The following is a 12241-nucleotide window of genomic DNA, read 5'->3' as shown; positions in this document are numbered from 1 at the left end:
ATTGTTAAAGAGCAGTGAGTTAGGCGCTTTCGCTTGCTAACTCGAGGTGGCGTATATTACGCTTTCCTCTTTCAGAGTCAACCCTAATTTTCAGGATTTTTTCTCTGCGACCCCCGGAGACTCTGTGAAGTTGTTCACATGTTCCGTGTCGATGGAGGCGCATTATAGGGAGTTCCTCGCAGGCCGCAACAGGTATTTTCAGCAAAAACGATCGTTAGCTGCATTCCACAGCAAAACCCCGCTTTATACCCACTTGCACACAGTGTTATCCACAGATGCGATTTGTACGGAAAATTTACGAGCGCCACGCAAACGTTTTCGCTACAATTCCCCGCGACGAAACGATCCCCCTTTTTACGGGGGCGTTACCTGAATTTGTGCCTGTCCCTCCCTTTATAAGGCAGAAAACCGCGCTTTATAGAGAGAACGAGGTGGACATTCACGTAACGCTCTTTAATTGCGACTCAAAGCCAAGGGATAAAACCATGCAACAACCTCGTCCAATCCGCCGGGCTCTGCTCAGCGTGTCTGACAAAGCCGGTATCGTTGAATTCGCCGAAGCGCTTTCCCAGCGCGGCGTTGAACTGCTCTCCACCGGCGGCACCGCCCGCCTGCTGGCAGACACCGGTCTGCCCGTTACCGAAGTTTCCGACTACACCGGCTTCCCGGAGATGATGGACGGACGAGTTAAGACCCTGCACCCGAAAGTTCACGGCGGTATCCTCGGCCGCCGCGGCCAGGACGACACGGTCATGAATCAGCATGACATCCAGCCTATCGACATGGTGGTCGTCAATCTGTACCCGTTCGCCCAAACCGTGGCGCGCCCAGATTGCTCGCTGGAAGACGCGGTCGAAAATATCGATATCGGCGGCCCGACCATGGTGCGCTCCGCCGCCAAGAACCATAAAGACGTCGCCATCGTGGTGAAGAGCAGCGACTACGCCGCCATCATTACCGAGATGGACAACAACGACGGCTCGCTGCGCTATGCCACCCGCTTCGATCTCGCCATCAAGGCTTTCGAACACACCGCCGCCTACGACAGCATGATCGCCAACTACTTCGGCGCGCTGGTGCCGGCGTACCACGGCGAGACCGAACAGCCGTCCGGCCGCTTCCCTCGTACCCTGAACCTCAACTACATCAAGAAGCAGGATATGCGTTACGGTGAGAACAGCCACCAGCAAGCCGCCTTCTATATAGAAGAAGAGGTAAAGGAAGCGTCCGTCGCGACCGCCGAGCAGCTGCAGGGCAAAGCGCTGTCCTATAACAACATCGCCGATACCGACGCCGCGCTGGAATGCGTGAAAGAGTTTGCCGAACCGGCCTGCGTGATCGTCAAGCACGCCAACCCTTGTGGCGTGGCGATCGGCGACGACATCCTCGCCGCCTATGAGCGCGCTTACCAAACCGACCCGACTTCCGCCTTCGGCGGCATCATCGCCTTTAACCGCGAGCTGGACGCCGCCACCGCGCAGGCGATCATCAGCCGCCAGTTCGTGGAAGTGATCATCGCGCCAAACGTCACTCAGGAAGCGCGCTCCCTGCTGGCCGCCAAACAGAACGTGCGCGTGCTGGCCTGCGGCCAGTGGCAGCAACGCGTGGCGGGGCTGGACTTCAAGCGCGTCAACGGCGGGCTGCTGGTACAGGATCGCGATCTCGGCATGGTGACCGCCGCCGATCTGCGCGTGGTATCCGAGCGCCAACCGACCGAACAGGAACTGCGTGACGCGCTGTTCTGCTGGAAAGTGGCCAAGTTCGTGAAATCCAACGCCATCGTTTATGCACGTGACAACATGACCATCGGCATAGGCGCCGGCCAGATGAGCCGCGTTTATTCCGCCAAGATCGCCGGCATCAAAGCGAGCGACGAAGGGCTGGAAGTGAAAGGATCCGCCATGGCCTCCGACGCCTTCTTCCCGTTCCGTGACGGCATCGATGCCGCAGCTGCAGTCGGCATCACCTGCGTGATCCAGCCTGGCGGCTCGATCCGCGACGACGAAGTAATCGCCGCCGCCAACGAACACGGCATCGCGATGATCTTCACCGACATGCGTCATTTCCGCCATTAATTCCTTTTGCCGCGTGCGCTCCGGCGCACGCCATTCGTGGAGCCCCTGATGAACATTTTGATTATCGGCAACGGCGGGCGCGAACACGCGCTGGCCTGGAAAGCCGCCCAGTCTCCGCTGGCGGATAAAGTCTACGTTGCGCCGGGCAATGCCGGTACCGCGCTGGAAGCCAATCTGGAGAACGTGGCGATCGCCGCCACCGATATCCCCGCCCTGGTCGCTTTCGCCCAGAGCCATGACATCGGTCTGACCATCGTCGGGCCGGAAGCCCCGCTGGTGATTGGCGTGGTCGACGCCTTCCAGGCCGCCGGTCTGAAAATCTTCGGCCCGACGCAGGCCGCCGCGCAGCTCGAAGGCTCCAAAGCTTTCACTAAGGATTTCCTGGCGCGCCACCGCATCCCGACCGCCGAATATGAAAACTTCACCGACGTGGAGCCGGCGCTGGCCTACGTGCGCAGCAAAGGCGCGCCGATCGTCATCAAGGCCGATGGCCTGGCGGCCGGTAAAGGCGTGATCGTCGCGATGACGCTGCAGGAAGCGGAAGAGGCGGTGCGCGACATGTTGGCCGGCAACGCCTTCGGCGACGCCGGTCATCGCATCGTGGTGGAAGAGTTCCTTGACGGTGAAGAGGCCAGCTTCATCGTGATGGTCGACGGCGAGAACGTGGTGCCGATGGCCACCAGCCAGGACCACAAGCGCGTCGGCGACGGCGACACCGGCCCGAACACCGGCGGCATGGGCGCCTATTCTCCCGCACCGGTAGTGACCGACGAAATCCACCGGCGCGCCATGGACCAGGTGATCTGGCCGACGGTGCGCGGCATGGCGGCGGAAGGCAACACCTACGTCGGCTTCCTTTACGCCGGCCTGATGATCGCCGCCGACGGCCAGCCGAAGGTGATCGAATTCAACTGTCGTTTCGGCGATCCGGAAACCCAGCCGATCATGCTGCGCCTGCGTTCCGATCTGGTGGAACTGTGCCTGGCGGGCGCCGAAGGTCGCCTGAACGAGAAAACCTCCGACTGGGACGAGCGCCCCGCGCTCGGCGTGGTGCTGGCGGCCGGCGGTTATCCGGGTGACTATCGCAACGGCGAGGTGATCCAGGGGCTGCCGCAACAGGAAAGCGCCGACGGTAAGGTCTTCCATGCCGGCACGCGCCTGCAGGGCGATGACGTCGTCACCAGCGGCGGTCGCGTTCTGTGCGTGACGGCGCTGGGCGACACCGTGGCGCAGGCGCAACAACGCGCCTATCAGCTGGCGGAAGGCATCCAGTGGCCGGGCAGCTTCTGCCGCAAAGATATCGGTTATCGCGCGATTGCGCGCGGCAAGTGATTCGACCTGATAAGGTCATGACAAGAGGCTCCGCAGCGCGGGGCCTTTTTTATAGCTGGTCTTCTTTCGGTTCCCAGCTGCAGAAGTCGTCGTTTGCTACCAGCAGCAGCTCGCTGCCTTCCGGCGCTTCCAACCAGGCGACGCTCACCGGCCGGCTGCTGCTGCGGGCGCGTTTTTCGATCCAGGCGATGGCGGAGGCATCCAACCCGGGTTTTAAGCGCTGCCCGTCGCAGGTTTGCACTTCGCCCTGCAACCAACGCCCCTGCAGCAATTTGACCTTGCCGGCGCGCAGCGCATTGCTGACTTCGAGGATACGTCGCGCCTGATATTGATACAGGGCGATTTCATCGCGGGTCAACGGTTCGCGGCGTGTCGCCAGCTGGCGCTGCATAAAGCTCACCGTGCCGTCGTCGGCAAAGCGCAGTTGAATGGAATCTCGATCGCCGTCGGCGTCGTTGCGTTTGATTTGGCGCAGCACGTCGCCCTGATAGGTGTACAGCGTGGTGATGGTACCCGGTCCGCGGTAGGGACTATAGACGCTGACCAGCACCTGCGGGCGATGTTGCTCATCGTCTTTACGCCACAGGCGTATCACGCCTTGATCGGCCACAAAGCCGCTGGCGGTAAAGCTGGGAATATCGGAATGGAAACTGCAGGCGCTCAGACCGAGGGCGATGCCGGCGGCCATGAGCACCCGACGAGTAAACAAAAGGGGCGCCATCGCCCCTCTGTTTAATCTTTTCACCGAGGCGCGGTCTTATTTAACAGCGTCTTTCAGTGCTTTGCCAGAAACGAACGCAGGCACGTTGGCTGCTGCGATTTTGATTTCTTTGCCAGTCTGTGGGTTGCGGCCAGTGCGCTCGCTACGATGGTTTACTTTGAAAGTACCGAAGCCAACCAATTGTACTGCATCACCTTCTTTCAGAGACTCAGTAATAGCAGCCAGGGTGGATTCCAGAGCCAGTTTAGCTTGTGCTTTGGAAAGGTCAGCCTTGTCCGCGATTACATCAATCAGTTGAGTCTTGTTCATAAGTTATCCTTACAGTGTGTTTATCGTTTGCAAAGCATCGAGTGCGACGGATATGCCGATTGACAGCACTCTCCTGCATACACGCACCGATAGCCACTTTTTTTACGCCCCCCAAATGTAGACCAGACAGGGTGCGGATGTGAAGCCTTAAGGCATGACAAATCAGGCGTTAAATCACGTTTTGTTGCCTTATTGCGCTAAATTTATCCCGATGTTGCTGACACCGGCCTCTCGCAGGTCGGATCGCAGCCCCTTGATCAGGTCTATATCGCGCTCTTCACAGGCGTCCAACAGGCGGAAAATTTCCCATTGAATGTCCCATTCTTCCTCTACCGCAGGCAAACTTCCCAACTCTTCGTCGGTCATTTCCCTACCGGCTTGAGTCATTTCCAACATCGCCACGGTGCGAATCGATGTTTCGCTGATGGCGATGGCGTGCTCCAGCGTCTCCCCGCCGAGCCGCGAATGGATCAGTTCCCCTAATGCGATACAGGCATCAATTGCCGGGTAAACGCCGTAAAGATCGTAATCTTCCGCCGACGGAATCGCCTCTTCCAACTTCTCGAGCTGGCTGTCGAAGTTGACCTTGGCGTCCTTCACCACCAGCGTTTCCCACACCAAATCCAGAATGCGGCGATAAATCGCCGGATCGCCGAACTCGGTCTGTTTGCAGAACATCTGGTAATTCGGGTACATACGCTCGCACAAACTGGCCATAAAGGTCAAATGTTGCCAAGCCTCGTGCCGTTCCAGACGTAAATGAATCGGGTTACGTAGCATGCTTTACTCTCTTACGCGTTATCTGCGGCGCAGTGTACCCGAAATCGCTCATGGCGACACCTCCGGATGCTGCTGTAACCAACGCTGAAACGCCGGACGGCGCGAAGCGATGGCGTCGGCCCAGCGGGTCGGCTCCGGCAAACGGTAGCCCGCCATACAGCGCTGCACCCACGCCAGCGCGCTGTCGGCGCCCACGCGGTGACCGGTAGAGATGAACAGCGGGTTGCAGCGCGCCTTGCTGCGCCATACCCAGCCCAGCTGTTCCCCCTTATCTTCCAACGGTGCCAGCGCGCCGACGGCGGCCTCCAGCGGCGCGAATTTGCCGCACAGGCGCTTCTTGGCCACGCCGATGGTCGGTACATCGACCAGCAGGCCGAAATGGCTGGCGACGCCGAGGCGCCGCGGATGTGAAATGCCATGCCCATCGACGAAGATCAGCCCCGGCTTTTGCCGCAGCTGTGCCCAGGCGGCCAACAGCGCCGGGTATTCGCGAAACGACAGGAAGCCCGGAATATAAGGCATGACGGTGGCGATGCGCGCCACCTGATATTCCACCAGCTCCAGCGACGGATAGCGCAGTATGGCGATAGCGGCACGCGTCACCGCCCCCTCCTGCTCGAAGCCCACGTCGGCGCCGGCGATGAAGGCCGGCGGTTCGGCCGGCAGATCGTCGTAGCGAATGACTTCAGCAGCGCGCCGCAGCTGTTCGGCGCGCAGGGCCTGCATATCGGTCACATCGAATCCTTAACGGTGGTATTTCGCCGACTGCGCGTGCACCGCCTCGACGAAGGCGCCGGCGTGCTCAGGCGGCACATCCTGATGGATGCCGTGGCCCAGGTTGAACACATGACCGTTGCCGTGGCCAAAACCGGCCAGAATGGTCTCCACCTCTTCCGCGATGCGCGCCGGAGAAGCATAGAGCATCGACGGATCCATATTACCCTGCAGCGCCACTTTGTCGCCCACGCGCCGACGCGCGTCGGCGATATCGGTGGTCCAGTCCAGCCCCAGCGCATCGCAGCCGGTAGCGGCCATCGCCTCCAGCCACTGCCCGCCGCCTTTGGTAAACAGCGTCACCGGCACGCGGCGGCCGTCATTTTCACGCAGCAGGCCATCGACGATCTTGTGCATGTAGTGCAACGAGAACTCGCGGTAATCGCGCCCGGTCAGCACCCCGCCCCAGGTGTCGAACACCATCACCGACTGCGCGCCGGCCTTGATTTGGGCGTTGAGGTACAGGATCACGCTGTCCGCCAGCTTGTCCAGCAACAGGTGCAGCGTGGCCGGTTCGGCATACATCATTTTTTTCAGCTTGGTGAAGGCCTTGCTGCTCCCGCCTTCAACCATATAGGTAGCCAGCGTCCACGGGCTGCCGGAGAAGCCGATCAGCGGCACTTCGCCCTTCAGCTCGCGGCGGATGGTGCGCACCGCGTTCATCACATAGCCCAGCTCCACTTCCGGATCGAACGCCGGCAGTTTGTCGACGTCGGCACGGCAGGTGATGGGTGAGCTGAAACGCGGGCCTTCACCGGCTTCAAAGTACAGGCCAAGCCCCATGGCGTCGGGAATGGTGAGAATGTCGGAGAACAGAATGGCGGCGTCCAGCGCATAGCGGCGCAGCGGCTGCAGCGTAACCTCACAGGCCAGCTCCGCGTTCTTGCACAGCGACATGAAATCACCGGCCTGGGCGCGGGTCGCCTTGTACTCCGGCAAATAACGACCGGCCTGGCGCATCATCCATACGGGGGTCACATCCACCGGCTGGCGCAACAGCGCGCACAGGTAGCGATCGTTCTTCAACTCAGTCATTTATGGGGCTCCCTTAATAATCTGCCGGCCATTGTACATTATTCTTCCCGGCACAGCGCCACGGTGTCCTCAATCAACCGGCGCGCCACGGTGCCGGGCGGCGGCAACAGCGGCAGTTGGTCGTAGCGATACCAGCCGGCGTTAAGCAGCTCCTTGGGATCGTGACGAAGGTCGCCCTGATGGTAATCGGCCATAAAGGCCATCATCAGCGAGTGTGGGAACGGCCAGGGTTGTGAAGTGACGTAGCGCAGGTTCTTGATTTCGATATTGCTCTCTTCCATCACTTCGCGCGCCACCGCCTGCTCCAGCGTTTCGCCCACTTCGACGAAACCGGCCAGCACCGTGTGGATACCGCCGCGATGGCGCACGTGCTGCGCCAGCAGGATCTGATCGTCGCGCCGAATGGCGACGATCACGCAGGGCGCAATCTGCGGGTAGTACCGTTCTTTGCAGTGGCCGCAGAGGCAGGCGCTTTCGGTGCGGCTGAGATGCATCTCATGGCCGCAGTAGCCGCAAAAGCGATGGGAGCGGTAGAAATCCGCCAGCTGCACGCCGCGCCCGGCAAGCTGGAACAGACCGCGATCCTGATCCAACAGCTGACGCACCGATCCCATCTCCCGCGGCATCGCCTGGCGCACCAGCCAGACCGGCGCGCCCTCCCACTCACCGATGATGCGCGCCATGTGGCCCTGCAGCCCGAGGACGGCGGCCGTCCCCGACGGCAATTCACCGTTCGGTAACCAAAGTTTGCTTTCATGGCTGACGATCCACCAGCCGTTTTCATTGCCCGTTAATGCAAGTTCCATATCGTTGTTGCACAACCTCAGCTTCACTGGCACTCTACAAATCGGCTTTGTTACATTTTAATAACTTACCGGTTACTTTTATTACTTACACGGAGTCAAACATGCTCAACCGTTTGGAAAGGCTGACTCAGCGCGTTGGCGGTAGTAATGAATTAGTTGATCAATGGCTTCAGGCCCGCAAGCAGTTGCTGGTCGCCTACTGCACGCTGGTAGGCCTCAAACCGAATAAAGAAAAGCATACGCCGCTGAATGAAAAAGCGCTGGAGAACTTTTGCCATAACCTGGTGGATTACCTCTCCGCAGGGCATTTTCATATCTATGACAGAATTATCAAACAAGTGGAAGGCGCAGCCAGTCCGAAAATGTCGCTGGCGGTGAACATCTACCCCAAGCTATGGGCCAATACCGAACAGATCATGGCGTTCCACGATCGCTATACCGAAGTGGATATCGATCAGGAGGTCTGTCTGGAATTCCATCAGGCCTTGTCGGATATCGGCGAAACGCTGGCGGCGCGCTTTGCGCTGGAAGATAAGCTGATCCTGTTGGAAGCGGAGGCCGCGCAGCAACCGCTGCCGGACCAGGCGCTGGATCCGGCGCGTTAAAATTTTATAGTTTTTTTTCTTATCCCTCCTATACTGGGGGGCATCTTGTCGGAGTGCCTAGCGCCTGATTTGTTCATCGAATCAGCCAGGCTGAGACCGTTAATTCGGGATCCGCGGAACCTGATCGGGCTAATACCCGCGAAGGGAACAAGAGTAATCTATCGCCACAGGCACGGCCTTCCCCTTGCGGGCGTCCAGCCTTATCGGCCACCATCATTACTCCCTCCGAGCTCCAGACAAGCAACTTTCCCAACCCAACACACTGGTAGGAACTTGCTATGTCTAACGTTAATCCACCGCGCGCCCGTAAAGCGCAACGCGAAGCCGCCCAGCAGTTTATCGACACGCTGCAAGGCATGGCTTTCCCAAACTCACGCCGCATCTACCTGCAGGGCTCGCGCCGCGATATCCAGGTGCCGATGCGCGAAATTCAGCTCAGCCCGACCCTGGTCGGCGGCAGCAAAGATAGCCCGCAGTATGAACAGAACGAGGCGATCCCGGTATATGACACCGCAGGCCCATACGGCGATCCGCAGGCCGAGCTCGATGTGCACGCCGGCCTGGCCAAGCTGCGCGCCGGCTGGATCGACGCGCGCGGCGATACCGCGACCCTGAGCGGCGCCAGTTCCGGCTTCACCCAACAGCGTCTGGCGGACGAGGGGCTGGATCACCTGCGCTTCGAACATCTGCCGCTGCCGCGCAAGGCGTTGCCGGGCAAGTGCGTGACCCAACTGCACTATGCCCGCGCCGGCATCGTCACCCCGGAGATGGAGTTCATCGCCATCCGTGAAAACATGGGGCGCGAACGCATTCGCGGCGAGGTGCTGCGCCACCAGCATCCGGGCCAGGGCTGGGGCGCCAACCTGCCGGACAACATCACGCCGGAGTTCGTGCGCCAGGAAGTGGCCGCCGGCCGCGCCATCATTCCCGCCAACATCAATCACCCGGAGGCGGAGCCGATGATCATCGGCCGCAATTTCCTGGTGAAGGTGAACGCCAATATCGGCAACTCGGCGGTCACGTCGTCGATCGAAGAAGAGGTGGAGAAGCTGGTGTGGGCCACCCGCTGGGGCGCAGACACCGTGATGGATCTCTCCACCGGCCGCTATATTCACGAAACCCGCGAGTGGATCCTGCGCAACAGCCCGGTGCCCATCGGCACCGTGCCTATCTACCAGGCGCTGGAGAAGGTCAACGGCGTGGCGGAAAACCTCACCTGGGCGATGTTCCGCGATACGCTGCTGGAACAGGCGGAACAAGGGGTCGATTACTTCACCATCCACGCCGGCGTGCTGCTGCGCTATGTGCCGATGACCGCCAAACGCCTGACCGGCATCGTGTCGCGCGGTGGCTCGATCATGGCCAAATGGTGCCTGTCGCACCATCAGGAAAACTTCCTCTATCAGCACTTCCGTGAAATCTGCGAGATCTGCGCCGCCTACGACGTTTCGCTGTCGCTCGGTGACGGCCTGCGCCCCGGCTCGATTCAGGACGCCAACGACGAAGCCCAGTTCGCCGAACTGCATACGCTGGGCGAGCTGACCAAAATTGCCTGGGAATACGACGTGCAGGTGATGATCGAAGGCCCGGGCCATGTGCCGATGCAGATGATCCGCCGCAACATGACCGAAGAGCTGGAACACTGCCACGAAGCGCCGTTCTACACCCTCGGCCCGCTGACCACCGATATCGCACCGGGCTATGACCATTTCACCTCCGGCATCGGCGCGGCAATGATCGGCTGGTTCGGCTGCGCCATGCTGTGTTACGTCACGCCGAAAGAACACCTCGGCCTGCCGAACAAAGAGGACGTCAAGCAGGGCCTGATCACCTACAAGATCGCCGCCCACGCCGCCGATCTGGCCAAGGGCCATCCGGGCGCGCAGATCCGCGATAACGCCATGTCCAAGGCGCGTTTCGAATTTCGCTGGGAAGATCAGTTCAATCTGGCGCTCGATCCGGCCACCGCGCGCGCCTATCACGACGAAACCCTGCCGCAGGAATCCGGCAAGGTCGCCCACTTCTGCTCAATGTGCGGGCCGAAATTCTGCTCGATGAAGATTTCACAAGAGGTGCGCGACTACGCCGCCGCCCAAGAGGCCGCCAAACCGATCGAGGTGCAGCTGACCGGCATGGAAAAAATGTCCGCCGAGTTCCGCGCCCGCGGCAGCGAGCTGTATCACAGCGCCGGCAATCTGCAGGAGGAGACGAGCAATGACTGATATCACGACGCCCTTCCCGGCGACGCCCCACAAACTGGGGCTTTACCCGGTCGTCGACAGCGTGGAATGGATCGCTCGTCTGCTGGAGGCCGGCGTTACCACGATCCAGCTGCGCATCAAGGATCTGCCGGACGAGCAGGTCGAAGAGGATATCGCCGCCGCCATCGCGCTGGGCCGGCGTTATCAGGCGCGGCTGTTCATCAACGATTACTGGCGGCTGGCGATCAAGCACGGCGCCTACGGCGTGCATCTGGGCCAGGAAGATCTCGATACCACCGATCTGGCGGCCATTCACCGCGCCGGGCTGCGGCTCGGCGTTTCCACCCATGACGATGCCGAGCTGGCGCGCGCGCTGGCGGTGAAACCCTCCTACATCGCGCTGGGGCACATCTTCCCCACCCAGACCAAAGACATGCCTTCGGCGCCGCAGGGGCTGGCGGAGTTAAAACGCCACATCGCCGGTTTGGCGGATTACCCGACGGTGGCGATCGGCGGGATCAGTATCGATCGCGTACCGGCGGTGCTGGCGTGCGGCGTCGGCAGCGTGGCGGTGGTCAGCGCCATCACCCAGGCGCCGGACTGGCGCGCGGCGACGGCCGAACTGCTGCGGCTGATCGAAGGTAAGGAGCCGAACGATGCTTAACGATCGGGAGTTCCTGCGCTACAGCCGCCAGCTGCTGCTGGAGGATGTCGGCCCGGAAGGTCAGGAAAAACTCAAGCGCGCCACGGTGCTGATCGTCGGCCTGGGGGGGCTGGGGTCCCCGGCTTCGCTGTATCTGGCCGCCGCCGGGGTCGGCACGCTGCTGCTGGCCGACGACGACACGTTGCACGTCACCAACCTGCAGCGGCAAATCCTGTACCGCAGCGCCGATACCGCCACCGGCAAAGCGGCGCTGGCGCAACGCCATCTGCAGGCGTTGAACCCGTTGGTGGAGTCCATCCCGCTGGCGCAGCGGCTGCAAGGGCAAGCGCTGCGCGACGCGGTCGCCCGCGCCGATCTGGTGCTGGACTGCTGCGACAACATGGCGACCCGCCATGAGGTCAACGCCGCCTGCATCGCCGCCGCCAAGCCGCTGATCAGCGGCAGCGCAGTGGGTTTCAGCGGCCAGTTGCTGGTGCTCGAGCCGCCCTATGCGCACGGCTGCTACGCCTGCCTGTACCCGGAGCAGGAAGAACCGCAGCGCAACTGCCGCACCGCCGGGGTGCTCGGCCCGGTGGTGGGCGTGATCGGCACTCTGCAAGCGCTGGAGGCCATCAAGATGCTGGCCGGCATGCCTTCCTCCCTCAGCGGCAAGCTGCGGCTGTTCGACGGCAAGCAGCAGAGCTGGAGCACGCTGCAGCTGAGCCGGGCCCGCGCCTGCCCGGTCTGCGGAGGCGCCGCATGAAGATCCGTCTGAACGACCAACCGCTGGAGCTGGCACAGCCGCTCAGCGTCGCCGCCCTGCTGACCCAGCTGGAACGCCACCAGCCGGGCACCGCGCTGGCGATCAACCAAACCATCATCCCACGCGCCGACTGGGCCGACCATCAGGTGCAGGACGGTGACGACATTTTGCTGTTTCAAGCGATCGCCGGAGGCTGA

Annotated in this window: 13 protein-coding genes and 1 riboswitch; of the genes, 7 read left to right on the top strand and 6 right to left on the bottom strand. The window is 61.3% G+C overall.

The window, feature by feature from the left end; all coding sequences use genetic code 11:
- The first annotated feature begins 485 nt into the window (after positions 1-485).
- Positions 486-2075, top strand: coding sequence for a bifunctional phosphoribosylaminoimidazolecarboxamide formyltransferase/IMP cyclohydrolase (purH, locus tag HWW83_RS25145; protein WP_103682164.1), 1590 nt, complete (start codon positions 486-488; stop codon positions 2073-2075).
- Between the two features lie 48 nt (positions 2076-2123).
- A complete protein-coding gene (purD, locus tag HWW83_RS25140) occupies positions 2124-3407 on the top strand; it encodes a phosphoribosylamine--glycine ligase (RefSeq protein WP_046688074.1) in 1284 nt (427 codons plus the stop codon).
- A gap of 49 nt (positions 3408-3456) precedes the next feature.
- Here purD and HWW83_RS25135 read toward each other — a convergent pair whose 3' ends face one another.
- From HWW83_RS25135 to nudC, 6 genes are all read right to left on the bottom strand, one after another.
- Positions 3457-4128, bottom strand: a complete 672-nt coding sequence (locus tag HWW83_RS25135; RefSeq protein WP_080273415.1) for a DUF1481 domain-containing protein — start codon at positions 4126-4128, stop codon at positions 3457-3459.
- 36 nt (positions 4129-4164) lie between these two features.
- On the bottom strand, positions 4165-4437 hold the full coding sequence (gene hupA / locus HWW83_RS25130) for a nucleoid-associated protein HU-alpha (RefSeq protein ID WP_004929874.1): 273 nt from the start codon (positions 4435-4437) through the stop codon (positions 4165-4167).
- Positions 4438-4626: 189 nt separating this feature from the next.
- Positions 4627-5217: a YjaG family protein gene (locus HWW83_RS25125; RefSeq protein WP_033644369.1), complete on the bottom strand. Its 591-nt coding sequence runs from the start codon at positions 5215-5217 to the stop codon at positions 4627-4629.
- Positions 5218-5265: 48 nt separating this feature from the next.
- On the bottom strand, positions 5266-5952 hold the full coding sequence (gene nfi / locus HWW83_RS25120; protein ID WP_033644368.1) for a deoxyribonuclease V: 687 nt from the start codon (positions 5950-5952) through the stop codon (positions 5266-5268).
- 9 nt (positions 5953-5961) lie between these two features.
- The gene (hemE, locus tag HWW83_RS25115; RefSeq protein ID WP_122017098.1) at positions 5962-7026 is read right to left on the bottom strand and encodes a uroporphyrinogen decarboxylase; all 1065 of its coding nucleotides are present in this window, start codon (positions 7024-7026) and stop codon (positions 5962-5964) included.
- A 38-nt stretch (positions 7027-7064) separates the two neighbouring features.
- Positions 7065-7832, bottom strand: coding sequence for an NAD(+) diphosphatase (gene nudC, locus HWW83_RS25110; protein ID WP_033644901.1), 768 nt, complete (start codon positions 7830-7832; stop codon positions 7065-7067).
- A gap of 101 nt (positions 7833-7933) precedes the next feature.
- On the opposite strand from nudC, the gene HWW83_RS25105 reads away from it, so the two are divergent.
- From HWW83_RS25105 to thiS, 5 genes are all read left to right on the top strand, one after another.
- A complete protein-coding gene (locus tag HWW83_RS25105) occupies positions 7934-8437 on the top strand; it encodes an Rsd/AlgQ family anti-sigma factor (RefSeq protein WP_019456431.1) in 504 nt (167 codons plus the stop codon).
- A gap of 39 nt (positions 8438-8476) precedes the next feature.
- Positions 8477-8601, top strand: a riboswitch (TPP riboswitch).
- Positions 8602-8715: 114 nt separating this feature from the next.
- Positions 8716-10659 carry a phosphomethylpyrimidine synthase ThiC gene (thiC, locus tag HWW83_RS25100; protein ID WP_122017097.1) on the top strand — a complete coding sequence of 648 codons (1944 nt, stop codon included), beginning with the start codon at positions 8716-8718 and terminating at the stop codon, positions 10657-10659.
- Positions 10652-11302 carry a thiamine phosphate synthase gene (thiE, locus tag HWW83_RS25095; protein ID WP_046688071.1) on the top strand — a complete coding sequence of 217 codons (651 nt, stop codon included), beginning with the start codon at positions 10652-10654 and terminating at the stop codon, positions 11300-11302. Before thiC ends, thiE begins: the two co-directional genes overlap by 8 nt.
- The gene (locus HWW83_RS25090; protein ID WP_033652707.1) at positions 11295-12044 is read left to right on the top strand and encodes a HesA/MoeB/ThiF family protein; all 750 of its coding nucleotides are present in this window, start codon (positions 11295-11297) and stop codon (positions 12042-12044) included. Before thiE ends, HWW83_RS25090 begins: the two co-directional genes overlap by 8 nt.
- Positions 12041-12241: a sulfur carrier protein ThiS gene (gene thiS, locus HWW83_RS25085; RefSeq protein WP_016929423.1), complete on the top strand. Its 201-nt coding sequence runs from the start codon at positions 12041-12043 to the stop codon at positions 12239-12241. The genes HWW83_RS25090 and thiS overlap by 4 nt, the downstream gene beginning before the upstream one ends.

The sequence above is a fragment of the Serratia ureilytica genome (assembly GCF_013375155.1).
In the GTDB taxonomy this organism is placed as follows: Bacteria; Pseudomonadota; Gammaproteobacteria; order Enterobacterales; family Enterobacteriaceae; genus Serratia; species Serratia ureilytica.
This window is presented reverse-complemented; position numbering and strand designations above follow the sequence as displayed.

Excerpts from the sequence above, each read along its gene's own strand:
- purH (WP_103682164.1), top strand. The coding sequence starts at position 486 with ATGCAACAACCTCGTCCAATCCGCCGGGCTCTGCTCAGCGTGTCTGAC.
- purD (WP_046688074.1), top strand. The coding sequence starts at position 2,124 with ATGAACATTTTGATTATCGGCAACGGCGGGCGCGAACACGCGCTGGCC.
- HWW83_RS25135 (WP_080273415.1), bottom strand. The coding sequence starts at position 4,128 with ATGGCGCCCCTTTTGTTTACTCGTCGGGTGCTCATGGCCGCCGGCATC.
- hupA (WP_004929874.1), bottom strand. The coding sequence starts at position 4,437 with ATGAACAAGACTCAACTGATTGATGTAATCGCGGACAAGGCTGACCTT.
- HWW83_RS25125 (WP_033644369.1), bottom strand. The coding sequence starts at position 5,217 with ATGCTACGTAACCCGATTCATTTACGTCTGGAACGGCACGAGGCTTGG.
- hemE (WP_122017098.1), bottom strand. The coding sequence starts at position 7,026 with ATGACTGAGTTGAAGAACGATCGCTACCTGTGCGCGCTGTTGCGCCAG.
- nudC (WP_033644901.1), bottom strand. The coding sequence starts at position 7,832 with ATGGAACTTGCATTAACGGGCAATGAAAACGGCTGGTGGATCGTCAGC.
- HWW83_RS25105 (WP_019456431.1), top strand. The coding sequence starts at position 7,934 with ATGCTCAACCGTTTGGAAAGGCTGACTCAGCGCGTTGGCGGTAGTAAT.
- thiC (WP_122017097.1), top strand. The coding sequence starts at position 8,716 with ATGTCTAACGTTAATCCACCGCGCGCCCGTAAAGCGCAACGCGAAGCC.
- thiE (WP_046688071.1), top strand. The coding sequence starts at position 10,652 with ATGACTGATATCACGACGCCCTTCCCGGCGACGCCCCACAAACTGGGG.
- HWW83_RS25090 (WP_033652707.1), top strand. The coding sequence starts at position 11,295 with ATGCTTAACGATCGGGAGTTCCTGCGCTACAGCCGCCAGCTGCTGCTG.
- thiS (WP_016929423.1), top strand. The coding sequence starts at position 12,041 with ATGAAGATCCGTCTGAACGACCAACCGCTGGAGCTGGCACAGCCGCTC.